17 protein-coding genes, 1 tRNA gene and 1 pseudogene are annotated in these 23,788 nt (G+C 70.4%); 10 read left to right on the forward strand and 9 right to left on the reverse strand.

Features of this window, described 5'->3' with window-relative positions; genetic code table 11:
* Both BCD49_RS44595 and BCD49_RS21540 read right to left on the reverse strand, forming a co-directional pair.
* Positions 1–340 (reverse strand): annotated as a pseudogene (locus BCD49_RS44595) (hypothetical protein); the annotation flags it as partial.
* 504 nt (positions 341–844) lie between these two features.
* Positions 845–2,296, reverse strand: coding sequence for an amidase (locus BCD49_RS21540; RefSeq protein ID WP_035924355.1), 1,452 nt, complete (start codon positions 2,294–2,296; stop codon positions 845–847).
* Positions 2,297–2,662: 366 nt separating this feature from the next.
* Between BCD49_RS21540 and BCD49_RS21545 the strand changes: the two genes are divergently transcribed.
* Positions 2,663–3,469 carry a hypothetical protein gene (locus BCD49_RS21545; RefSeq protein WP_007515546.1) on the forward strand — a complete coding sequence of 269 codons (807 nt, stop codon included), beginning with the start codon at positions 2,663–2,665 and terminating at the stop codon, positions 3,467–3,469.
* A 239-nt stretch (positions 3,470–3,708) separates the two neighbouring features.
* Positions 3,709–5,031 (forward strand): PP2C family protein-serine/threonine phosphatase, encoded by a 1,323-nt coding sequence (locus tag BCD49_RS21550; protein WP_007515545.1) that lies wholly within the window; start codon positions 3,709–3,711, stop codon positions 5,029–5,031.
* A gap of 2 nt (positions 5,032–5,033) precedes the next feature.
* On the opposite strand, the gene BCD49_RS21555 is transcribed toward BCD49_RS21550, so the two are convergent.
* Positions 5,034–5,219, reverse strand: a complete 186-nt coding sequence (locus BCD49_RS21555) for a hypothetical protein (RefSeq protein ID WP_007515544.1) — start codon at positions 5,217–5,219, stop codon at positions 5,034–5,036.
* Between the two features lie 592 nt (positions 5,220–5,811).
* Here BCD49_RS21555 and BCD49_RS21560 point away from each other — a divergent pair.
* Together BCD49_RS21560 and BCD49_RS21565 are read left to right on the forward strand one after the other, a co-directional pair.
* Positions 5,812–7,620 (forward strand): carboxylesterase/lipase family protein, encoded by a 1,809-nt coding sequence (locus tag BCD49_RS21560; RefSeq protein ID WP_051466147.1) that lies wholly within the window; start codon positions 5,812–5,814, stop codon positions 7,618–7,620.
* A 147-nt stretch (positions 7,621–7,767) separates the two neighbouring features.
* Positions 7,768–8,499: a hypothetical protein gene (locus BCD49_RS21565; protein WP_007515541.1), complete on the forward strand. Its 732-nt coding sequence runs from the start codon at positions 7,768–7,770 to the stop codon at positions 8,497–8,499.
* 46 nt (positions 8,500–8,545) lie between these two features.
* Here the strand turns inward: BCD49_RS21565 and BCD49_RS21570 are convergent, their stop codons facing one another.
* The 3 genes from BCD49_RS21570 to BCD49_RS21580 all read right to left on the reverse strand — a co-directional run bounded on the left by BCD49_RS21570 (position 8,546) and on the right by BCD49_RS21580 (position 11,989).
* Positions 8,546–9,871, reverse strand: a complete 1,326-nt coding sequence (locus tag BCD49_RS21570; protein WP_071041829.1) for a septum formation family protein — start codon at positions 9,869–9,871, stop codon at positions 8,546–8,548.
* 531 nt (positions 9,872–10,402) lie between these two features.
* Positions 10,403–10,475 (reverse strand) — tRNA-Glu (locus tag BCD49_RS21575).
* Between the two features lie 488 nt (positions 10,476–10,963).
* Positions 10,964–11,989 carry a LacI family DNA-binding transcriptional regulator gene (locus BCD49_RS21580; protein ID WP_071041830.1) on the reverse strand — a complete coding sequence of 342 codons (1,026 nt, stop codon included), beginning with the start codon at positions 11,987–11,989 and terminating at the stop codon, positions 10,964–10,966.
* Positions 11,990–12,190: 201 nt separating this feature from the next.
* Here BCD49_RS21580 and BCD49_RS21585 point away from each other — a divergent pair, with 201 nt between their 5' ends.
* The 5 genes from BCD49_RS21585 to BCD49_RS21605 all read left to right on the forward strand — a co-directional run bounded on the left by BCD49_RS21585 (position 12,191) and on the right by BCD49_RS21605 (position 18,524).
* Positions 12,191–13,483: an ABC transporter substrate-binding protein gene (locus tag BCD49_RS21585; RefSeq protein ID WP_071041831.1), complete on the forward strand. Its 1,293-nt coding sequence runs from the start codon at positions 12,191–12,193 to the stop codon at positions 13,481–13,483.
* Between the two features lie 72 nt (positions 13,484–13,555).
* Positions 13,556–14,476 carry a carbohydrate ABC transporter permease gene (locus BCD49_RS21590; protein ID WP_007515537.1) on the forward strand — a complete coding sequence of 307 codons (921 nt, stop codon included), beginning with the start codon at positions 13,556–13,558 and terminating at the stop codon, positions 14,474–14,476.
* Positions 14,476–15,426, forward strand: a complete 951-nt coding sequence (locus BCD49_RS21595) for a carbohydrate ABC transporter permease (protein ID WP_007515536.1) — start codon at positions 14,476–14,478, stop codon at positions 15,424–15,426. Before BCD49_RS21590 ends, BCD49_RS21595 begins: the two co-directional genes overlap by 1 nt.
* Positions 15,423–17,333, forward strand: a complete 1,911-nt coding sequence (locus BCD49_RS21600) for a beta-L-arabinofuranosidase domain-containing protein (protein ID WP_198939454.1) — start codon at positions 15,423–15,425, stop codon at positions 17,331–17,333. The genes BCD49_RS21595 and BCD49_RS21600 overlap by 4 nt, the downstream gene beginning before the upstream one ends.
* Before the next feature lie 75 nt (positions 17,334–17,408).
* A complete protein-coding gene (locus tag BCD49_RS21605; RefSeq protein ID WP_007515534.1) occupies positions 17,409–18,524 on the forward strand; it encodes an ABC transporter ATP-binding protein in 1,116 nt (371 codons plus the stop codon).
* Positions 18,525–18,606: 82 nt separating this feature from the next.
* Here the strand turns inward: BCD49_RS21605 and BCD49_RS21610 are convergent, their stop codons facing one another.
* The 3 genes from BCD49_RS21610 to BCD49_RS21620 all read right to left on the reverse strand — a co-directional run bounded on the left by BCD49_RS21610 (position 18,607) and on the right by BCD49_RS21620 (position 22,329).
* A complete protein-coding gene (locus tag BCD49_RS21610) occupies positions 18,607–19,911 on the reverse strand; it encodes a sugar ABC transporter permease (protein WP_007515533.1) in 1,305 nt (434 codons plus the stop codon).
* Complete coding sequence (locus tag BCD49_RS21615; RefSeq protein ID WP_007515531.1) at positions 19,908–20,762, reverse strand: ATP-binding cassette domain-containing protein; 855 nt, start codon at positions 20,760–20,762, stop codon at positions 19,908–19,910. Before BCD49_RS21615 ends, BCD49_RS21610 begins: the two co-directional genes overlap by 4 nt.
* Positions 20,763–21,216: 454 nt before the next feature.
* Positions 21,217–22,329: a sugar ABC transporter substrate-binding protein gene (locus BCD49_RS21620; RefSeq protein WP_071041833.1), complete on the reverse strand. Its 1,113-nt coding sequence runs from the start codon at positions 22,327–22,329 to the stop codon at positions 21,217–21,219.
* Between the two features lie 180 nt (positions 22,330–22,509).
* Between BCD49_RS21620 and BCD49_RS45910 the strand changes: the two genes are divergently transcribed.
* Positions 22,510–23,766, forward strand: a complete 1,257-nt coding sequence (locus BCD49_RS45910; protein ID WP_027140285.1) for an ROK family protein — start codon at positions 22,510–22,512, stop codon at positions 23,764–23,766.
* The last annotated feature ends 22 nt before the right edge of the window (positions 23,767–23,788 follow it).

Raw genomic sequence — 23,788 nt, forward strand, 5'->3', positions numbered from 1 at the left:
CACCCGCCGGCATCATCCCGGCCGGCGCCGCCGAGAACGGGCTCAGACCACCCAGCCACGACCCCAGCTGCCCCAGACCCGGAATACCAGTCACACCACTGACCACATTTCCGGCACCGCCAAGAAGAGCACTACCAAAATTCCCATAGGGAGCCAGCTGGTACGCACCCGCCGGCACCGCAGGAGCCGCGAACGGAAATATGGCGCTTCCGAAGGGATCCATCGCCTGAAGGCCTGTGCTTCCGATTAGACCGGCGAGCCCGGGGTGGACACCAACCCCGGCCGGAATCCGGTACGGCGACGACGAGGTCACGTCCGGAATAATGGCAGAAACGGACATCAATGCTCCCGTTAGGTAGGTTGAAGAAGGAGAGGAGGAAGGCGATATCCGACCGGGCGCCCCGCGAAAGCGCGGCGCCCGGTCGACCCTATGGCCGGACCTCCGATCAATCAATCGCCGCTCAGCGTGCCGAGGTACGTACGGGACGACGGCCCACCGTCGGAAAGATTTCGAATGGCCAGTCTCGGCGCGACAGCGCACGAGGCCGGCACGGCGCAAGGGGAATGGAGTAATCGAATTTTTGTCGACCGAATGCGGTCATCCGCCCAAATTCGCGGATGCTCTCGGTGAAATACTACCGACCGACAGTCGCGGGGAGCTCTTTGTTTCCGAACAATGCCGTCGCTCGACGCCGAGTCCACTTCGTTATTTTTCCGCCGCCAGGTTGGCATCGCGGAACGACGTCGCCGGGTTGCCGTATCGCCCCGGCTGCCGGGTAACCGACCAATCCGACGCCGCTGGCCGACACGGGCAGCGGGCGTGCCGGATGGCCGCGGGTGGGGATCAGGCCGCGGAGGCGGCGCCCGCGCGGTGGCCGGGGCGGCATTCGTGCCAGCGCTGCGCCCGCTCCAGCTGGCCCGCGAGCGAGATCAGCAGACTCTCGCTGTTCGCCGGGCCCATCAGCTGCGCTCCCACCGGCAGGCCAGCCGCCGTGAAGCCGGCCGGCACATTGATCGCCGGCCAGCCGAGCACGTTCCACGGCCAGGTGAACGGGACGGCGGCGACGATCGCCTGGTCGGTCTCCCAGCTCGTCGCCCGGTTGAGCTCGCCCACCCGAGGCGGAGGCACCGCCGTCGTCGGCGCGAGCAGCACGTCCACCGACCGGAAGACCCGCCCGATCCGCCACCGCGACATCGGCTCGGCCGCCCGCGAGGCGAGCAGCAGCGGCCGCAGCATCCGGCCGGTGCGCGCGTTGGCCAGGGTGCGGACGTCGAGCAGCTCGGGGTCGGGGACGCGATGGGTCCAGTCGTCGATCGCCTCGAGCGAGCGTGGCAGGAAGATCACACCAAGCAGGCCGTAGGCGGGTTCGGCCAGCACGATCTCGTGGCCGAGTGCCTCGAGCGCGACACCGGTCCGTTCCACGGCGTCGCGCACCGCCGGATCGAGCCGCGCCGGCATGCCGCTGTACGGCACCTTCAGCGACAGCCCGATCCGCAACCGGCGCGGTTCCCGGGAGGCGGACACCAGGAACGGCTCGTCCGGGGGTGGCGGCCGGTCGCGGTCGACCGGCGCGCTGCCCGACAGGGCGTCGAGCAGCAGGGCCGCGTCGGCGACGGTCAGCGCCAACGGGCCGAACGTCGTCAGCCCGTTGAACTGCTCGGCGACGGGAGCGCTGGAGATCCGCCCGCGCTGCGGCTTGATGCCGACGAGGTTGGTCCAGGCCGCCGGGATCCGCACCGAACCGGCGCCGTCCGAGCCGACGGCCGCGGCCACCAGCCCCGCCGCCACGGCCGCCGCGGCGCCACCCGACGACCCACCGGGACTGTGATCAAGGTTCCACGGGTTGCGGGTGACGCCGAAGGCCGGTCCTTCGGTGAACGGCCACTGGCCGAACTCCGGCGTGTTCGTCTTCCCGACGATCACGGCGCCGGCGGCCTTGAGCTTGCGCACCATCTCGCTGTCGGTGGGTCGGGGCGGGAACTCGCCCGGGGCGCCGAATGCCGTCGGTTCGCCCGCCAGGTCGGTGTCATCCTTGATCGCGATGGGAACACCCAGCAACGGCAGCCGTTCGCCCGCCACCAGCCGCCGGTCGGCCTCGTCCGCCTCCGCGAGCGCGGCCCCGGGACGCAGCCGCCGGAAGGCGTTGAGGGTCGACTGGGTGGCCTGAATCCGATCGAGCGCTGCGCCGACGAGCTCTCTTGACGAGACGCTCCCAGCGGCCAGCGCCGCGGCTTGGCCCCGCAGGCCCAGCAGGTCGTCCGGCACCCCGACCTCCCCTCCGGCACGACGGGGCATCACGCCTGGGCGTGCCCGCCGGCCGGCCTCGCCAGCCTCAGACCCGCCGAAGGCCAGCTGAGCCGACCAGAAAACCGTAACCGAACGTGCGGCTCCCGCCACTGCCATCGCCCGAAACGCGCTGGTCAGGGATCTGGCACCGCGGCGGCGGCCGCCCGTTACCCACGGAGACCGAGCCGGGTCGCACCGAGGCGGTCTTCCTGTCGTCTCACCGCCATATAGGTGTCCATCTCACAAACAACAGCGGACTATCTCCGTAGCACCATGGGTAACCCACTGAATGCGTACTTTGCCAGCCACGATCCGTCTCGCCCCGTCCGCGAGGTTGCGGCGGTCGCGTTGGCGTCAGCACCAGGGAGGATCTAGGTGACCGAGCAGAACAGTTCGCCGGACCTCGCCGGGCCCCAGTTCGGGGTCCCTTCTGGATCGGCAGAACCGATCCAGGAGGTCGGCGGCGTCACCGAGCCCACAGACCCACAACCCCAGGGGACCGAGACCACGACCGCCAGCGCCGAGCCGAGCCCGACCGACTACCCCGACGAGCATTCCAACGGGCATCACGACGCGGCTAGCGTGCTCGCCAGCGCCAGGCAGCGGGTCGCCCCGGCGGTGACTACGGTGCGCGACAAGGTCGTTCCCGCCGTCACGCCCGCCGTGACGACCGTGCTTGACAAGGTCACCCCGGCCGTCACGACTGCCAAGGAGAAGGTCACACCCGCTGTGACCAGCGTGCACGACAAGGTCGCGCCCGCCGTCACCACCGCCAAGGAGAAGGTCGCCCCGGCCGTCGCGACCGCCAAGGAGAAGGTCGCCCCGGCCGTCGCGACCGCGAAGGAGAAGGTCGGCCCCGCCGTCGCGACCGCCAAGGAGAAGGTCGGCCCGGCGGTCGCGACCGCGAGGGAGAAGGCGGCGCAGAACCCGCGACTGGCCGACGCGGCCCAGCGGACCGTCGCCGCGCGCGACCGCGCCGTCGCGAACGCGCGCCAGCAGGCCGGTGAGCATCCGTGGATCGCCGCGACCGCTGAGCGCACGGTCGCGACCAGCGGCAAGACCGCCCGCACGGTCAGCCAGCAGGCGCGCCAGCACCCGGTGGCCACCCGACGTGCCGGCGCCGCCCTGGCCGCCGTCGCCGCCGTCGCCTGGCTGCGCCGTCGCCGCGCCGCTCGCGGCTAGAGCCGGATTCCCCGCTGATCCCTGAATCCTGGCCCTGGCCCTGGCCCTGACTTGGTCCTGGCCTTGGCCGCGAGGTTCGCGGATCAGCGGGGAAGCGGTCAGCCACTGGCTCTGCTCCCGGTGCCGACCCGCAACGACCGGGTGTTCCACGAACAACCCGATCGCGCCGCGAAGTAGATCGACAGGGCGAATCCGGTGGTACCGGTAACGGGCGACTGACCGGGCGGCGAGAATGCCTCATGCCCTGGAAGCCGGACCGTGCGCTGATGCTCGGGCTCACCGTGCTCGCCTGTGCCGTAGGCGTCGGTCTGCTCGCAAACGTCGCCCTCGCTGGGTTCTTCGGACTGTCCGCGTTGCTGGTCGCCGGCGCCCGCGGACCACGGCGTACCGCCGCGATCGGCGCCCTGGCGGTGGTGGTGGCCGTCCTGTCCGGAATCTGGGATCACCGGTTCGGACAGTCCCAGCACCTCGCCGCGATCGTGCTGGTCGCCGCGCAGTCCGCCGTGGCCGTCTGGATCGCGGTACACAGGACCCTGCGGGAGTCGGAGCTGCGCCATCGCGAGTCCGAGCTGCGCCGGGTCCGGGCGGTGGCTGACGTCGCCCAGCGCGCGCTGCTGCCCGAGGTGCCCACCATGCTCGACGGAGCCCGGCTGGCGGCCCGCTACCTGTCGGCGGCCGAGGAGGCCTCCGTCGGTGGCGACCTGTACGAGGTCGTCGCCACCAAGCACACCATCCGCGTGATCATCGGCGATGTCCGTGGCAAGGGCCTGCCGGCCGTGCGTCTCGCCTCAGTCGTGCTCGGGGCGTTCCGCGAGGCGGCGGTGACCTGGCTCGAGCCGGAGCAGGTGGCAGCGGCCTGCGCCAAGGCCGTCAACCGGGAGGCGGACGCGGAGGACTTCGTCACCGCTCTGCTGCTCGACATTCATCCCGATGGACGACTCAGTCTCTGCTCCGCCGGTCACCATCCGCCGATGCACCTGCCCATGCGGTCCTCGACTGGAGCCACGGCGGCGGCCGGGCAGGACGCCCAGGCCGGCGGGGAGATTCGGTTGAAGTCGCCCAGCCCGCCGCTAGGGCTCGCCGAACGGTTCACGCCGTCCGCCGCGCGCTGGGCCGTTGGTGACCGGTTGCTGCTGTTCACCGACGGGCTGATCGAGGCCCGTTCACCGAGCGGCGAGTTCTTCCCGCTCGAGGACCATCTCGACGCGCTGCTCGACGGCACGATCGAGGAGGCGCTGGACCGGCTGACCGAACGCGTCACCCGGCACGCGGGCGGGCACCTGCGCGACGACCTCGCGATGCTGCTCATCGAACGGCGCCCGCTCGCGTCCGAGCCCACGGTGCCGCGGCAACCGTCCGCCGCGGACAGCGGCGAGCCGCGCACCGCGCCCGGCGCCCCCGATCCGGACGCCCCCGATCCGGACGCCCTCGATCCAGACGCCGGACCGGCAGCCGAGACTGCTGGCGCGGCCGCGGGCAACCCCGGGCACATCCGCGGGAACGGACCGGGTCCGTCCGGGTGGCGCCGGCTGCGGGTTGGCCGCTCGCACCGCTCCGGCTGAGGTCAGTTGCCGTTGCGGTAGTCGATCGGGCCGGGCAGGTCGACCCTGGAGTCGTGGCCCCAGCCGTCCTTCGACCAGAGTCGCCAGTCGATCCGGCCGAGCGTGAACCTGACCTGCTTGACGCCCGTGCCGTCGCCGCTGAACTTAAGGGGGCCGAACGAGCTCCAGCCCCGGTAGAACAGGCCCATTTCTGTGCTCCTGGAAACGGGGCCCGATGATCGGGCCCAAGCGGTTGTGGTCGTGAATCCGGCCGGACGGCGAGTATGCACGTCGGCGAGTTGGTGCGAGGTTAGTTCGACGCGACGGCCAACCGGCGAGAATGACCGGTACGCGACTGGCGCGGGCAACCATACCGAATCCGTGATCCGGATGCTCCGTGTGCGGTGTCGACAACGCTCCAAGGTGTCATGGGTGCCTGCCACCTCGCCCTGGGTTTACCGGGCCGCGCCACTGGCGTGACCTTCCGTCCAGGTCCGTGGACGCGCCCGCGATCGTTCCGCCGGCCGGCTGGCGCCCGTTGGACATGGACACCTGGTGAACTCCGGAAGGACACGGCCGGGCCGCCCACTACCGGTCCTCGTGGCGGGACGCGGACGTCTCTGCCGGACACCGACCGGCTCCTACTACTGTCGACGGCACAGATCTGCCTTCGCGCAGCGCGGCGCCTACAGATCCCGGACGCCACCGGAAGCCATCGGACGGCGGGAAGAGCCGCGAGTGCGCCCGATGAACAACCCTGGCCGGGGAGGGATCGATGATGCGCGCATCCAGGTCGCTGGCATGGTCGCTGGTGTGGTCGCCGGCCAGCGTCGGCTGACGTTGACCCCCATCATCGGCTGGCGGCGAGCGGGCGTCTCCTCGCGCGCGAGTGTCGCGCCCGCGGACCAGGCCAGCCCGCGCACACGCCGGTTTCCGCCCGGCAGGCGCCGGACCGGTTGGCTTGCCCGCGCCGTCGCCACCGCGGCGGCGACGGCCGTCGTCGCCGCCGGGGCGACCGCCTGTTCGCCCGATGGCGGCGGCCCCACCGCGGTTGACCGGTCGGCGCCGTCGGACTCCCTGAGCGGAGCCGGGGCGACGTTCAGCGCGGACCCGAAAGGACAGCCACCCGTCATCGCCACCGCCGGCGGCCTGGTCAGTGGCATTCGCGCGGGTCAGGTGGATCGCTACCACGCGATTCCGTTCGCCGCGCCGCCGGTCGGGATGCTGCGTTGGGCCGCTCCGACGCCGTCGAAGCCGTGGCAGGGCATTCGCGACGGCAGCCGCGGCGCGCCGGCCTGCACGCAGACGGGCACGCTGAGTGCGCTGTCCAGCGAGGACTGTCTGTACCTGGCGGTCTCCCGGCCAGCGGGAGCGCCGACGAGCGGTCACCTRCCCGTGATCTTCTGGATCCACGGCGGCGCATTCGTCGGCGGCACYGGCGAGCAGGCGGATCCGACCGCGCTGACCACCGGCGGTCCGGCGATCGTCGTCACCACGAACTACCGCCTCGGAGCGCTCGGATATCTCGTCCTGCCCTCGCTGACCCAGGAGAGTGGCGGGGACGCCGGCAACTACGCCACCCAGGATCTGACCGCCGCGCTCGGCTGGGTCCGGAACAATGCCGCGGCGTTCGGTGGCGACCCGAAGAACGTGACGATCATGGGAGAGTCGGCCGGGTCGATCAATGTCTGCGCGCTGCTGGCCGCGCCGGCCGCGAGTGGGCTGTTCCAGCGCGCGGTCATGGAAAGCGGACCGTGCGGCTGGAAGCTCCCGACCATGGCGGCCGCCGCGCAGACCGGTTCCGCGCTGGCAAGCCGGCTCGGCTGTGTCGACGCGGCAACGGCCGCGCTCTGTCTACGCTTCCACCCGGCGGCCGAGATCATGACCGCGGCCGCCGCCGACGGCTCGATTTTCAATCCGTTCCCGTTCTCACCCGCCGTCGGTGGCAAGACTCTGCCGTTCACCCCGTACCAGGCGCTATGGAATGGGAAGCTGGCGGACGTACCAATACTGATGGGCACGGTCCACGACGAGGGGCGGCCGTTCACGACCTACTGGGCCAACCAGGGGCCGATCACCGACTTCGGCGTGGACGGCATCATCCGTACCCAGTTCCCCGACCGCGCCGAACGTGTGCTCGCCGCCTACCCGCCCGGACAGGTACCCGCCCGCGAACGTCTGTCGCGAATCATCACCGACTCGATGTTCACCTGCCAGGCGACCACCTTCGCGCAGCTCACCACCGCGATCGCGCGCATGCCGACGTACCTGTACGAGTTCGACGTCCCGGAGCGGCCGGCCGCGAGTTCCGAGTTCGGTACTGGCGCCACCCACGGCGCGGAGCTCGACTTCCTGTTCCCCGGCCTCGACGGCAGGCTCACCACGTCGGCGCAGCACGCACTCTCGACGTCGGTGGTCGGCTACTGGACCCGCTTCGCGGCGACCGGGAACCCGAACGGCTCCGGCGAGGCCACCAGCTCGACGGTCCCCTGGCCGCTCTTCGACGTCCAGGCGGTCCGTTCCGGCGACGACCGCCTGCTGCTCACCCCCGGCAGGACCGTCCCGGCCACCGACACCTGGTCGGCCCATCACTGCGATGTCTGGAGCTGACGCCACCCTCGCCACGCTCTGCCCTCCGCCACACTCTGCCCCGCCACGCTCTGCCCTCGGCCGAACCCCCTTGCGCGGATGCGGGCGATCGGTTCACCGTGTGGGGCGACGAGCGGGGTCCGGCACCCCGCCGGAGCGAGGGGTGGCATGGTCGGGGCGATCGCGACGGCGACCGGCGCGGCGAAGGGCTTCCTGCCCAGCGAGTCCGCGTTTCGTTTCACCAATCGCTTCCCGCGTCAGCGGGTCCTCACCGCACGGGTACCAGGTCTGGGCAAGGGCATCCCGATCGGCGACGCGAGCCGCGGCCTGTGCGGCGGCATGATCTTCGCGGTGCGCGACCTGTTCGAGGCGGACCGGGAGCCGCCGGCGGATGTCGCGCCGCCACCTCCTGAATCACCGCTGTACAAATACATCGTCCGCCGCCTGTTCGCGAGCTGGGATCTCCCCCGCGGCGCGCTGCGCTACTACCGCCTGCAGCGAACGGCCGATGCGGACGTCGTCTGGGCGCTCGGCCGACGCGCCGGCATCGGCCGCGTCACGGTCGTCGATGAATGGCCGAAGGTCCGCCTCGACCTGGACTCCGGCCGCCTTTCCGCCCTCGGAATCATCACCGTACATTCCGTCGACCCGGCGAAACTGGGCTTCAACCACCAGGTCCTCGCCTACGCCTACGAGCAGTCCGGCACGGCGGTGACCCTGCGCGTCTACGACCCGAACACCCCCCTGGACCGTGCCGACGACATCACCCTCTCCTTCGACACCGCCAACCCCGCCGGCCCGGTTCCCATCACCCACAACCTGGCCATCTCCGGCCGCCCCGTCCGCGGCTTCTTCCACACCACCTACCGCTGGTCCGACCCCGCCGCCATCACCACCTGACCCACCGCGGTCTCCCGCGCCAGCGGGATCTCGGTCCGGGCCGGGTTCATCCCGGCGGGAGCTGGTCGCCCGTGACGGGGCTGGGCTCGCCAGCCGCGGTCGTGTAGACGAGCAGGCAGGTGATCGTCCGGCTRCCGGCGCTCCAGCTGTCCGGTACCAGGGCGCTCCAGGTGAGCCGCACCGTCGCCGTCTCCTGGAAGTTCGGCCCGAAGCGGGCGTGGGCGACGGCCAGGCAGCGCTCGCCGGCCTCCTTGTTGAACGCGTCCTCGGTGGGCACCGCGCCGTCGGCCGTGTCGGCCATCCGGGTGTCGCCGATCGCGGCCAGCTCGTGCGGGCCGGCGCAGTCGACCACGCCTCCGGTCGCCACCGCGAGGCAGGCGCCGACGGGGTAGACCCAGGACTGGTCGGCGCCCTTCACCGCGCCGGAGAACAGGTCGAACGCCGTCCACCGCCCGGTCTCGCCGACGAGGGGAACGTCCGCCCGCAGAATGCACCAGAGGTCGCGGTCACCCGACTGCCAGGTCGCCTCCGTCGGACCGGTCGCCGCGGCCGAGAACCTCCCGTTGGGGTCGATCGCGTAGCCGAGGTAGGTCTGGGCCGCCCCCGCGCAGGAACGCTGGATGAGGGCCGCCCACTCCTCCTGGGAGGGGTAGGGCGCGCCCGGCGGGTAGTCGCCCGCGAGCAAGACCGGCTCGTCGCTGATCGCCTCGAAGCGGTGCGGCCGGTCGCAGGGAACGTCCGACACGTCGGGCGTGACGCCGTCCCAGGTGTAGCAGTGACCGCGCTGGAAGTCACGGCCCGTGAGCTGGGGGGCGACCGCGGGTGTGGCGGCCGCGGATGGCGTGGCCCCGGCCGGTGTGGCCCCGGCCGACGGCGCCGCCGACCGGCCCGCGGCCGGCTCGCYCGCGTCTGTCTCGTTCCCGCTGGTGACGCGGGACACGGCGTAGGCGACGACGACCGCCGCGAGGAGCAGGACGACGACGAGCGCCCTCCTTCTGGGCGCGCCGCGGCGGCGGCCCGGCCCGCCAGTGGCTGGCGGTGGTGGAGATGCGGGCGCAGGTGCGGGCGAGACCGGAGAAGAGGGCGCGGCCGGGTGCGCGGGGCGGGACGCCGTCGAGTCCAGGTAGCTGGTCCAGCGTCCGTTCGGGGACGGAGCCGGCTCGTCTGACTGGTCCTGCGCGTCGCGCTGGTCCAGCGCGTCGGGCGCCGGCGGTTCCACCCGCCGGCCGAAGGACTCGTACGCCTCCCGGATCGCGCGGGCGTCACGAGTCGTGGGATCAGCCGCGGCGGGATCAGCCGCGGCGGGATCGCTCGGGTGGCCATCGCTCGACGGAGCGGCAGGCTCCGGCGCGGGGGATTCCTCGTCCGCCACGGTGCTCGGCCCCCACCTGTCGCCTCAGGGTGTGCATGGCGTTCCCGCAGACGGCGGGCCGCATCCTCGTTAAGGGAAGATATCGGCCATCGACCCTACGTTCAGGGTGATTGGATCCATTGCCGCGCGGCGCGTCGGCCGCGCGGCGTCCGGCGTCCGGCGTCCGGCGTCCGCCAGGAAAACGGACCAGGCCAACCGATGCCCCCGCACCAAGGCGGAACCCGCCATTTGCGGGGAGGTTAAGGGGTGGAGCCCCCTGGCATGGGGTCCGGGGCTCGGCCCCACGGCAACATCACGCCCGCCGGCGAAGCCGCCCAAAGGGCCGGCGAGCAAGCCAGCCCAACGTGTGCAGCTTCAGCGATGGAAGTTGAACCCTGATCTTGACCGCTACCCGCGGCACCGCGAAGCGAACCCGTCAGCCGGTGACGAGATGTAGTTCCTCGTGGCGTCCGGGGCTCGGCCCCGGAGCAACATGGCGCGGGAGCCTGGGAGTAGATCCAAAGGATCTACGAACAGGCAAAGCCGATCGTGTGCCCCCAACGGGATTCGAACCCGTGCTACCGCCTTGAAAGGGCGACGTCCTGGGCCACTAGACGATGGGGGCGGAAGGCCCTGAGCGGCCGCCGCGAGTGGCCCGGACCCTCAGGATCTCCTGGCCAGCATAGGGGACCGGCTAGTCAACCGCCAAACAGGTTCCCGTCGGCCGGCCCGACCAACCGCACTCCACCCCGAACGAGGTCGGTCTTCGCTGGGAGCAGGGCCGCCGCCATGACGACCCCGGCGTAGACCTCGTCCGCGGACCTCGTCGATGTCCGCGGACCTCGTCGATCAGACGGCCGGTGGCGATGAGCGTGGCGGGGACCCGGTTGGYGGTGCCCCGGCCGGACGTTGTGGACCCATGAAGCCCTGTCGTTGCCGACAGCCGCCATCCGGCCACGGATGCCACCGATGGCCGAAGACGGCGCCGTCAACATTCCGGCGGCCCATTACAGCCGCCTTCGACGGAGATCATTGTTCATTGATTCCCGAGGTTCGTGCCGCAAGTTTTCGCAAGCCCTTTCGGACCCTTCAATCCRAACGCGGACGCCATGGTCAGCGCCGGGGAATCGTCGACCCACGGATCACGAGCCGGACCGGMATCGCGTGCACGCCGCTGGCGGGTGCCGCGCCATCCAGCGCCTCGAAGATTCGCATGGCGGCGGTGCGGCCGAGCGCCTGCAGGTTCGCGTCGATGCTGGTCAGCTCGGGCCTGGAGTTGGTCGCGAGCACCTCCCAGTTGTCGTACCCGACGACGGCGACGTCCTCCGGAACCCTCTTGCCCAGGTCACGGAGGATGTCGAGGACGCCGCGCGCGATCAGGTCCGAGCCGCAGACGATCCCGTCGATGTCGGGATGCTGGCTGAGCAGCAGCGCCGCGGCGGAGCGGCCCCAGTGCTCGGACCAGTCCGAGAACATGACGTCGCCGACGAGCTCAAGCCCCGCGGCCGCCAGGGCGGCCCGTAGGCCGACGGCTCGGTCCTGGGCCGCCGCGTAGGTCGGGTCGCCGCTGACATGGCAGATGTGCCGCCGGCCCGTCGACAGCAGATGCTCGGTGGCGATGCGCCCGCCGCTGATGTTGTCGGGCACGACGGAGACGTCGGCCGGGTCGTCCGACGGCGCATAGGCATAGACCACCGGGACCGGGATGCCGTCGCCGAGTGACGGCCGCGGGTTGGTCCGGTCGCCGACGACGATGATGCCGTCGACCCGCCGGTTGAGCAGTGCCTTGAGATGGTGCTGCTCACGGATCGCGTCGCCGCGCGCGTCACATAGGAAGACGTTGACCTGGCCGGCGCCGAAGGCGTCCTCGGCACCCATCAGGATCGGGATCACGAAACGGCCCTCGAGATCGCCCGTGAGCAGGCCCACGGTTCCGCTGCGCCCGGCGAGGAGGCTGCGGGCGAGCTGGTTCGGCGTGAACGACAGCTGCTCGGCCGCCTGGATGACCCGGCTGCGGGTGGCCGGGGCGACCTCGTCCCGGCCGTTGATGGCCTTGGACGCGGTGGCGAGCGAGACGCCCGCGAGCCGCGCCACGTCGCCGAGCGTGRCCGCCTTCCCGGGCGGTTCCACTCGCGCCATCCCGGCTCCCTTCACCTTGACACGTCCTGCACCTGGACCCATCTCCGCACTCTTGACACCAACAACACCCGCCGCTAGCTTGCTAAGCTATCACATGATCCGAAAACCATTTCGGAAGTTTCGGATCTCCCTCCTCCACCCAGTTCACGGCTCTATTCGGGCTCCCCGGGGGCTCGTTCACGGATGAGCTAGGAGGTCAAGATGACAGGTAGGAAACGACTCGCGACCCGATTAGCCGCGTCGCTCGCCACCGGAGTGCTCGCGCTCGGCCTGGCCGGGTGCGGTGGCGGCTCGGACTCGGGGAGCAGCCTCGCCGACGCGGGAGCGTCGGGCATCGACGACGGCTCCACCCTCACGCTCTGGACGCGCGCACCCCTGGAGAAGCAGGCCAAGCTGCTTGTCGAGGCCTACAACTCGTCGCACAAGAACAAGGTCGAGCTTACGGTCGTCCCGAACGACGACTACGTGGCGAAGGTCGGGGCGGCGGCCGGCTCGCACGGACTCCCCGACCTGTTCGCGGCCGACATCGTCTACGTCCCCAACTGGGTCAAGCAGGGACTGTTCCAGGACATCTCGGGCAACGTCGACGGCCTGCCGTTCAAGGACAAGCTCAACCAGGGACACATCGCGGCCGGCACGCTCGACGGCAAGGCGCACGTCCTGCCGTTCGTGATGGACCTGTCGATGATGTTCTGGAACAAGGAGCTCTTCAAAGAGGCCGGGCTGGACCCCGACAAGGCCCCGGCGAACCTGCAGGAGTACGCGGCCGCCGCGAAGGCGATCCAGGGTCTGAACAAACCCGGCGTCTACGGGACGGCGACCGGCCTCAGCTGCGGAGGCTGTCTCGTCTTCACCTGGTTCCCGAGCGTCTGGGCTGACGGCGACGAGGTGCTGTCCGCGGACGGCACGAAGTCGCTGCTCGCGGACGACACCGCCAAGAGGGTCTACGCGACCTGGAAGGACCTGGTGGACTCCGGGGCCGTGCTCCCGTCGTCACGGGACGAGACCGGTCCGACGTGGACCGCCGGCTTCACCGAGGGCAAGGTCGGCCTGATGCTCTACCCGGCCACGCTGCTGTCCTCGACGCCGTTCGACGCCGGCGTCGCCGGGATTCCCGGGCCGGACGGCGGCTCGTCGACCTTCGTCGGCGGTGACGGCATCGGCATCTCGAAGGACTCGAAGAAGGCCGCGCAGGCGTGGAACTTCCTCCAATGGCTGGTGTCCGAGGACGCACAGGTCGGCGTGCTCGCGAAGAACCACGATGTCGTGGCCCGGTCCGACCTGGCGGTCAACGAGTACTCCGAGAAGGACGACCGGCTCGTGACCATCAACAGGGTGGCCGGCAACGGCGACACCCCGGTCGCGCTCAACTTCCAGCAGGCGTTCAACGCGCCGAACAGCCCCTGGCTCACGCTCGTGCGGGGCGCGGTGCTCGGCAAKGACGACTCGGTCGACGCTGACAACGACGAGATCACGACGGTGCTGTCGCACTAGTCCGCTGGACCGGCCGGCGCCCGGAGCGCATCCGAGCACCGGCCGGCTCGTTCCGTCCCCGAAGGATCCTCCATGACCGCGACTCCCCCCACGCGCGGCGCATCCCTCCCGGTATCTGGCCGGCGTTCCCGTCGCCGGGGGCATGCCGCCACCGGCTGGCTCTACGCGGCACCCACTGCCCTGTTCGTGCTGTTTCTCTTCGTGCTGCCGCTGCTCCTGGTGCTGCGGATGTCCGGGTCGGACTGGCCGCTGCTCGCGGGCAACCAGGGCATCAACGTCCCCGACAACTTCCATGAGGCCGTGTCGCACCGGTTCTTCCGGGACTCGGTCGTGTTCACCGTGAAGTACACGGTCCTGACCACGGTCATCCTGTTGGCTCTCAGCCTCGGGCTCGCGGTCCTCGTGCAGGAGTCGACGCGCTGGAAAGGGCTGCTGCGCACCTCGTTCCTCGTGCCGAGCGCCCTCGGGCTCGCCTCCGCGTCACTGCTTTTCTACGTGCTCTACTCGCCGCTCGCCGGGCCGTTCGCCGACCTCATGAGGTCGTGGGGCTTCACCTTCCTCGGTACACCCGAAGGCGCGCTCTGGTCGACGATCTTCCTCATCGTCTGGCGTTACGCCGGCTTCTACATGCTGCTCATGCTCGTCGGGCTGCAGGGCATTCCCGACGAGGTCTACGAGGCCGCGCGCATCGACGGCGCGTCGCGGTGGCAGACCTTCGTCGGGATAACCCTTCCGCTGCTGCGCCCGACGCTGACCCTCACGACCGTCCTGTGCGTGACCGGCTCGCTCCTGGCCTTCGACCAGTTCTACATCCTCACCAAGGGCGGCCCGGACAACTCGACGATCACGATCGTCCAACTCATCTACAGCGTGGCGTTCCAGGGCCAGAACGACCTCGGCGTCGCCGCGGCACTGTCGGTGATCGCGCTGCTCGCCCTCATCGTCATCAACATCGCGCAGATCCGCGCGTTCAGCCGGAGGGCCGACGACTGATGAGCCCGACCTCCACCCGCGGGCGACCGACCCGCGCCGCCGACTCCGCTGGAACGCCCGCCGCCGCGGTGCCCAGCCGCGCTGTCAGGGGCAGCCGCCGCCGGGGAAACCCGCGTTCACGCGGAGCCACTGTCGGCGGCGTCGTCCTGCGCACCCCGTACTGGGTGTTCACCACCGCGCTCGCGCTGATCTTCCTGTATCCACTCGTCTGGACCACTGTCTCATCCGTTTCGCCGCGGGCAGGCACGGGCCAGGTCGACGGCTGGGGCTTCGGCAACTATTCCACGCTCAGGCACTACCAGGCCGGCGTCTGGGTGTACCTGGGCAACTCGGCCTTCGTGTCGCTGCTCACCGTGGCCCTCACCATCACCATCTCCTTCCTCGGCGGGTATTCGTTCGCACGGTTCGATTTCCCGGGTAAGAACGTGCTTTTCCTCGCGACGCTCGCGATCCTCATGGTCCCGTATGCCACGCTGCTGATCCCGCTCTACGTTTTGCTCACCCGCGTCGGCCTGGCGAACTCGCTCGTCGGTGTCGCGCTCGTGCTCACGATGTTCCAGCTGCCGTTCGCGACCTTCATGATGCGCATCTCGTTCGAGGCAGTACCGCGAGAGCTCGACGAAGCCGCGATGGTCGACGGCTGTTCCAGCTGGAAGGTGCTCTGGCAGGTGCTCCTGCCCGCCGTGAAGCCCGGCCTCATCACGGTCGGCCTGTTCGCGTTCCTCACCGCCTGGAACGACTTCATGGCTCCGCTCATCCTCATCAACGACACCAACCGGATGACGCTCCCGCTCGCGGTGTCGAACCTGCGCGGCCAGGTGCAGGGCGTGGTCGACTACGGGGCGACGGAAGCAGGTGTCGTCGTGCTCGCGCTGCCCTGTGTCGTCCTTTTCCTCATCTTCCAACGCCACTACGTCCGCGGCTTCATGTCGGGCGCTTTCAAGGGATGACGATGACCCATTCCATTACCGCTGACGTCCGATCCGTGCCCGTCGCGCCGACCAGGGGCGCCCTGTGTCCGCTCGGCCTCACCGAGGTCGCCGTCGTCGGGGRCTTCTGGGCCCGCAGGCAGGACGTGAACGGTCGCAACACGCTTCCGCACATCGAGGCGTGGCTCGAACGCGAGGKATGGCTCTCGAACTTCGACCTCGCCGCGGCGGGACGGCTACCCGATGGGCGCCGGGGCCGTGAGTTCTCCGACTCCGAGGTCTACAAGTTCCTCGAGGCCGTCGCCTGGGAGATCGGTCGGCGTGGCGGCGACGACGAGCTCGATCGGCGCTTCCGCCGCGTGGTCGGCCGGGTCGCGGCCGCGCAGGAGCCAGACGGATACCTGAACACCCGATTCGGCCGGCCCGGCCAGCCGCCCCGCTGGTCGGATCTGGAATGGGGACACGAGCTCTACTGTCTCGGACATCTCTTCCAGGCAGCCGTCGCCCGGGCCCGCACCTGCCCCGACGCGGGCGACGGCCTCCTCGAGATCGCGTGCCGCGCCGCCGACCTGGTCTGCGAGGTCTTCGGCAAGGGCGGAATCGAGCGGATCTGCGGACACGCCGAGGTCGAGGTCGGCCTCGCCGAACTCGGCCGGGCGACGGGAGAACCGCGCTATCTCGAGCAGGCCCGCCTGTTCGTCGACCGGCACGGGGACGGCACGCTGCGCGATATCGAATGGGGCCGGTCCTACTTTCAGGACGACGATCCCCTACGCGCCGCCGAGGTGCTTCGCGGTCACTCCGTCCGGGCGAACTACCTCGCCGCCGCGGCGACCGACGTCGCGGTCGAGACCGGCGACGACGAACTGCTCGCGGCGCTGGACCGTCAGTGGACGCGGACGGTCGAGCGCCGCACGTACATCACCGGCGGCCAGGGCTCGCACCATCAGGACGAGGCGTTCGGCGAGGACTGGGAGCTGCCCCCCGACCGCGCCTACTCCGAGACGTGCGCCGCCGTGGCGTCGGTCATGTTCAGCTGGCGGATGCTGCTCGCGCGCGGGGACGCCCGCTATGCCGACCAGATCGAGCGCACCCTCTACAACGTGATCGAGACCTCCCCCTCGACCGAGGGCACGACGTTCTACTACGCGAACACGCTGCACCAGCGCGCACCCGCCGCCGGCGCCTACACCGACGCCGTCTCACCGCGGGCACGTTCCTCGCTGCGCGCGCCGTGGTTCGAGGTCTCCTGCTGCCTGCCGAACACCGCGCGCACGTTCGCCAGCCTCGCCGCCTACCTGGCCACGACGGACGGCTCAGGCATCCAGCTGCACCAGTACGCGCCCGCCACGATCAGGACCACGCTCGATGATGGGTGCGAGGTYGCGCTCGAGGTGGCGACCGCCTACCCGGCCGACGGCACCGTGCGCGTACGCGTGCTGACTGACGCCGGGAAACCGTGGACGCTCTCGCTCCGGGTGCCGGCGTGGGCACCGGATGYCCGGCTTGCCGTGCGGGGCGTCGACGGCTCACGCCAGGAGACCGTGGTCGGCCCCGGGGTGGCGACCGTTTCCCGCGACTTCGCGATCGGCGACGAGGTCGAGCTCGCCCTGCCCGTCGCGCCGCGTCTCACCCGCGCCGACCCCCGCGTCGACGCCGTGCGTGGCTGTCTCGCCGTCGAGCGCGGGCCCGAGGTGCTCGCCCTCGAATCGGTCGACCTCGCTGGTACCGCGATCGAGGCGTCCGACTTCGCCGACCTGCGTATCGACCCGGCTGTGCCACCGCGGGAGACCCCGGGAGCGGTGATCGCCAGCATCGTCGACGAGCGCACCGGCCTGCGGGCCGACATACCCCTCGTGCGGTACCACGCGTGGGCCGAGCGCGGGCCTTCGACGATGCGGGTGTGGATCCCCGTGCTCGGCGCGTGACGCGTCCGATCGGCGCGGCCTCGTCATTTCGTCTGGATCGTCCGGCACGTCCGGAGCACGTGGAGGTGTCCTGTCATGGCAACCGTTGAATTCGCCGAGGCCACCAGGGTCTATCCCGGCGCGGACCGCCCCGCGGTAGACGCGTTCGAGCTTCAGATCGCCGACGGCGAGTTCCTCGTCCTGGTTGGCCCGTCCGGTTGCGGCAAGTCCACGGCGTTGCGGATGATCGCCGGGCTGGAGCCGGTGGACGCGGGCAGGATCCGGATCGGGGAGCGCGACGTCACCGACCTGCCGCCGGGGAGCAGGGACATCGCCATGGTGTTCCAGAACTACGCGCTCTACCCGCACCTGAGCGTGGCCGGCAACTTGGGATTCGCGCTGAAGGCCGCCGGGGTCGCGAAGGAGGAACGCACCCGGCGGATCCGCGCGACCGCGGCGCTGCTCGACCTTGAGCCCTACCTCGACCGCAAACCGAGAATGCTCTCCGGCGGCCAGCGCCAACGGGTCGCGATGGGCCGGGCCATCGTGCGGGAGCCCCAGGTCTTCCTCATGGACGAGCCACTGTCCAACCTCGACGCCAAGCTGCGGGTCTCCACCCGCGGCCAGATCGCCTCCCTGCAACGCCGGCTCGGCGTCACCACCGCATATGTCACCCATGACCAGGTCGAGGCCATGACCATGGGCGACCGCGTCGCCGTACTCCGCGAAGGCCAGCTCTGCCAGGTCGGCACCCCACTCGCGCTCTACGAACGCCCTGAGACCGTCTTCGTCGCAGGGTTCATCGGGTCACCCGCGATGAACCTCATCGAGGCGCGACTCGAAGACGGCCGCGCACGGCTCGGCGAGACCGTGATTCCGCTCCCCCGCGCCACCGCGCGGGCCGCGGCCGACGAGGGCGCCACCGCTGTCACCGTCGGATTCCGCCCCGAAGCCCTCGAGCTCCGCGGCGATGGCGAGGGCTTCGCCGTCACCGTCGACCTGGTCGAGGAGCTCGGCGCCGACGCCTATCTCTACGGCACCGCCGTCGCCCCCGGCGCGGGCGGGCGGATCGATGCGCCATCCACCGTCACCGTCGTCGCCCGGCTCGCCCCGAAGGGGGTCCCGCGACGAGGCGCGCAGGTCCGGCTCCGCATTCGTCACGACGCCTTCCATGTCTTCTCCACGAAGACCGGCCGACGCCTGCCTGACTGAGTCCAGACGCCGTGGACCCCGACCGCGAGTGGGACGAAGCCTCGCGCGGCCGGGGTCCACGGCGATGGGTCAGGTGATGGCGCTAGATGCGGCCGGTGGAGGCGGCGCGTTTGCGGCTCAGGGCGTCGACGCTGGCGGCGAGGGCGAGCACGCAGCCGGTGACGATGAACTTGGTGCCGGCGCTGTAGCCCATGAGACCCATGCCGTTGTCGATGACCGCGACCACGGCGCCGCCGAGGACGGCGTCGATGATCCGGCCCTTGCCACCGAAGAGGCTGGTACCACCGATGACCGCGGCGCCGACCGCGTAGAGCAGCGTGTTGCTGCCACCCGCGTTCGGGTCGACCGAGGTCGCCCGGGACGCGGCGATGATGCCGCCGACTGCCGCCATCGCCGAACAGATGACGAAGCAGGAGATCCTGATGCGCACGACGTTGATGCCGGCGCGCCGGGCGGCCTCCGCGTTGCCGCCGACGGCGTAGATGTGCCGCCCGTAGGACGTCCTGTTCAGGACGTATGTCCCGACGACGACCAGCACCAGGATGATCGGGATGACGATCGGCACGCCCTTCAGCGAGACGATCGCGGTGCGCGAGCGCTCCAGGTTGAGCGCGTAGACCGCCAGGCCCGTGAGCACCGCCAACGCGCCGGTGCGGACGGCGATGACCAAGAGCGGGTCGGCCTGCAGGCCCCCGCGGCGGCGGGTGGCGCTGCGCATCAGCTGGCTCGCGCCAAACCCGAGGACCACCACCGCGAACAGGATCCAGCCGCCATAGGTCGGCAGGTTCTTGTTGGAGATCGCGACGATCGTCTTGTCTCTGATCGAGATGTTCCCGCCGTTGCCGATGATCAGCAGGACGGTGCCCTGGAAGGCGAGGAACGCCGCCAGGGTGACCACGAACGACGGGATACCGACTCTCGCGACCAGGAACCCGAGCACCAGTCCGATCGCGACGCCGGTCGCGAGTCCCGCGAGGATCGAGACCCACCACGGCTGGCCGTGCTCGGCGGTCAGCGTGGCCATGACGGCGGCGCACACGCCGGAGGCGAAGCCTGCGGACAGGTCGATCTCGCCCAGTAGCAGGACGAAGACCAGGCCTATCGCGATCACGGTGACGGCCGCGCCCTGCGTGAACAGGTTGGCGAAGTTGATGGCTGACACGAACCGCGAGCGCAGGATCGCGAACGCGACGCACAGCACGAGCAGGCCCAGGATGGCGGGCAGCGCCCCCATGTCACCGCCGCGCACCTTGCCGATGTACTCGCGGCCGTAGTCGACCAGCCCCGGGCTCTCCACCTGCACGGTGCTCTCGGTGCCGGCAGGCGCCGGCGTGCCCGACGCCGCGGGCTCCTTGCTCAGGTTGGGAGCGACGTCCGTGGCACTCATGCCGAACCTCCGCTGGACGCCGCCACCACGCCGGACGCCGCGACGGCATCGCCCTGCGCTCCGCCCTCGGCGCCGTTCGCGGGCGTCTTCTTGTCCGGCGGCGCGCCGGTCGTGATCATTTGGATGACATCCGAGACGGTGACGTCGGCCGTGCGGACGTCGGCGGCGACCCGGCCAAGGTAGAGAGCGCAGATCCGGTCCGACACCTGAATGACGTCACGCATGTTGTGCGAGATCAGGACGACGGCGAGGCCCTGGTCGGCGAGTGTGCGGACCAGCTGAAGCACCTGCTCGGTCTGCGCGACGCCGAGGGCGGCGGTCGGCTCGTCCAGGATCACGACCGTGCTGTTCCACAGCACCGCCTTGGCGATGGCGACCGTCTGGCGCTGGCCACCGGACAAGCTCGCCACCCGCTGCCGCAGCGACTTCACCGTCCGGACCGAGAGCCCGGCCAGCGTCTTCGCCGCATCCTTCTCCATCGACGCCTCGTCAAGAGCGCCAAAGCGGCCGCGCTTCTCCCGTCCGAGGAACATGTTCTGGACGATGTCCAGGTTGTCCGCGAGCGCCAGGTCCTGGTAGACGATCTCGATACCGAGCGCGGCCGCGTCCTTCGGCAGATGGACCGAGACCGGCTGGCCCTTGAACAGGTAGGCGCCGGAGTCCATCGAGTAGATCCCGCCGATGCACTTGACCAGCGTCGACTTGCCCGCGCCGTTGTCACCGACCAGCGCGGTGACCTCTCCGGCGTTGGCCGCGAAGTCGATGCCGTTCAGTACCTCTACCGGGCCGAAGCTCTTGTGGACGCCGCGCAGTTCGAGGACGGGCGTCCCCGGCGGTGGATGGTCGATCATGATCACTCCTCGCCATGCGCGGATCGGCGGCCGAGGTGGCGCCCGAACGAAGCGGATGGTGGCGGGTGGGTGGATGTGTCCTGAATTACAAATCGATAGCAGTATGGGCGGCTCTGCCCTCGCTGGACAGCGCCGCGGCCAGGCCGGAGACGGTCGACGTCCGTGGGCCGCAACCCCTGTTGCCTGTTGCCGCCCACGGACGTCGCCCCGCACCGGAAGCGTTCTCACCGGCCCACCCGCGGCCCGCCCGGGCACCGGATCTCCGGGTCCGGGTAGGCCAGCCCCTACGGGCGGACCGGCGAGAACTGACTCAGGCCATCGCGATCAGTACCCCGAGCGAGGGACCGCCGGAGGCGCGAAGAAGAACATTTTCGCGCCTCCTTTGGCCTCTAATCCCCTAACAACGGCCGCCGGGCCCGCGACGAAAGATCATTATCGCGCGCCCTTTGGCCAGCTAGGAGATGCCGGCGGTGGTGCAGAGCGCCGCGAACTTGCCGGTGCAGAGCTGGGCCTTGGTCACGTAACCGTCGGCGAGGACGTCCTTGACGTTGTCCTTGTAGATCGCCACCGGCTGCAGCAGCACGGACGGGACGTCCCGGTTCCCCTCAGGGTCGTGGATCGTCTGCGGGGCGTCGCCCTTCTCGCCCTTCGCCAGGCTGATGGCGAGCGCGGCGGCCGCGTCCGCCTCCTTCTTGACGGCCTTGTACACGGACATGCACTGGTCGCCGGCGAGGATGTTCTGCAGCGCGGGAGTGGTGGCGTCCTGGCCGGTGACCGGGACCTTCCCGTTGAGGCCGTTCTTGGCGAGGATCGCGAGCGCCGCCTGGCCCAGGCCGTCGTTGGCGGCGAGCACGCCACCGATGTTCGGCTGCTGGGTCAGCATCTGCTCGAAGATCGTGCCGGCCTGCTGGTTGTCCCACTTGGGCACGGACTGGTCCGGGCCCTTGACGAACGAGCCGTCGTCGTACTTCGGCTTGAGGACCGAGTCGTAGCCCTGCTTGAACAGCGTGGCGTTGTTGTCGGTCGGCGAGCCGTTCAGCTCAGCGATGATCGGCTTCTGCGCTTTGGCGTCGGTCAGGCACTTGACCAGGCCCTCGCCCTGCAGCTTGCCGACCGCGACGTTGTCGAAGCTGACGTAGTACTGAGCGGAGCCACCCAGCGTCAGCCGGTCGTAGTCGATCGTCGCGACGCCCTGCCCCTTCGCCTTGTCCTCGATCGCCTTGCCGGAGCCGGAGTCGAGGTTGGTGATCATCAGCACGGTGACACCGTTGGTGATCATCTGGTCGGCGATGGTCTGCATCTGCGTCGCGTCACCCTGAGCGTTCTGGATGTCGTACTCGATGCCGGCCTTCTGGAACGCGGCCTTCAGCAGCGGCTCGTCGGCCGTCGCCCAGCGATCGGACGACTTCGTGTCGGGCAGGATCACTCCGATCTTGCCCTTGACCGCGCCGCCCGAGGCGCCGGCGGACGAGCCGCCGCCGTTGTCATCGCCGCTACTGCCACAGGCAGCGATGCCGAGCGCGAGACRGGCTCCCGCTGTCGCGACTCTTAAGAGCTTCGTGCGCATCTGCGTAGGCCCCTTCCTTGGGCGAAACTGCCCAGGATGCGGATGCTAAGTTGTGCGGCGGAACATATTCGTGTGATCAGCCTCACGCAAGCGAAAGTCGCCATCAACCGGAAATGGTGACCCTGTGCACACATGCAGCCACTTAAGGGCATCCATCCGCTCCGCCAGACTGGGTCTGTGATGCGCTTTCCGCGGCCACACCCAAACATCTCGGGGATCAAGCAGGAGGAGCTACGCCGCCACAACCTCAGCCTGCTGCTGCGCTACGTCCATCTGGCCGGACCGACCCAGCGCGCCACCCTGACCGCGCACACCGGGCTCAACCGCAGCACGATCGGCGCGCTGGCCGCGGATCTCGCGAGCACCGCCGGGCTCGTCCGTGAGGAGTCACCCGAGGTGCGTTCGGGCGCGGGCCGCCCCTCGTTCGTCGTCGTGCCGGAAACCGAGCGCTACCAGGTGCTCGCGTTCGACCTGAGGGTGGACCGGATCGTCGGTGCCAGGGTCGGCCTCGGGGGCACCGTGCTCTCCAGGGACGTCGTTCCGCTGCTGCCGGACTGCCGGGACTTCGACGAGGTCGTGAAGCTGACGGCGGCCACCGCGCGCCGGCTGGCGGACGCGCTCGGCCCACAGGCCCGCTGTGTGGGGGTCGGGATCGCCACCCCGGCGGTGGTGCGCGATTCGGACGGATTCGTCCGGTTCGCGCCCAACCTCGGCTGGGAGGAGCAACCGTTCGGTGAGGCGCTCGGCGTCGCGCTCGCCGAGGTGCTGCCCGACGGCATGCTCGACGAGGCGGGTGTCCTCGTCGCCAACGACGCCGATCTCGGTGCTCTGGCCGAGCAGGCCAGGGGCGTCGCCCGTGGCCACGACGACATCGTCTACCTGTCCGGCAACGTCGGCGTGGGCGCGGGGATCATCTGTGGCGGCCGGCCGCTGCGCGGCCACGGTGGCTACGCCGGCGAGGCCGGGCACATGGTCGTCAACCCGGCCGGCCAACGCTGCCGCTGCGGCGCGCGTGGCTGCTGGGAGACCGAGGTCGGCACGGACGCCCTCCTGCGCGCCGCTGGGCACGAACCGGGCGACGGCACCACCGTCCAGGACATCGTCGCCAGCGCGCAGGCCGGCAGCCCACGCGCTCGCTGGGCGCTCGACGAGGTCAGCCGCTGGCTCGCCGTCGGCGTCGGCAACCTCGTCAACCTGTTCAACCCCGAGCTGGTGATCTTCGGCGGCGAGCTGCGCGACCTGCTCGCGGTCATGGAGCACGACATCGTCAGCCGGATGGGCGCCGGCGGCCTGGCCGTGTCCCGCGAGCACGTCGCGCTGGTCCCGTCCGCGCTCGGTGGCGACTCCGCGCTGTTCGGCGCGGCCGAGCTCGCCTTCGCCCGCCTCCTCGACGACCCCCTCGGCGTCGCCACGAGCCTGGCCATCACGGGCGGCTGACGACGGCCGCCGCCGCCGGCCG

Origin of the sequence: Pseudofrankia sp. EUN1h, from assembly GCF_001854645.1 — a bacterium.
GTDB classification, from domain to species: Bacteria; Actinomycetota; Actinomycetes; order Frankiales; family Frankiaceae; genus Pseudofrankia; species Pseudofrankia saprophytica.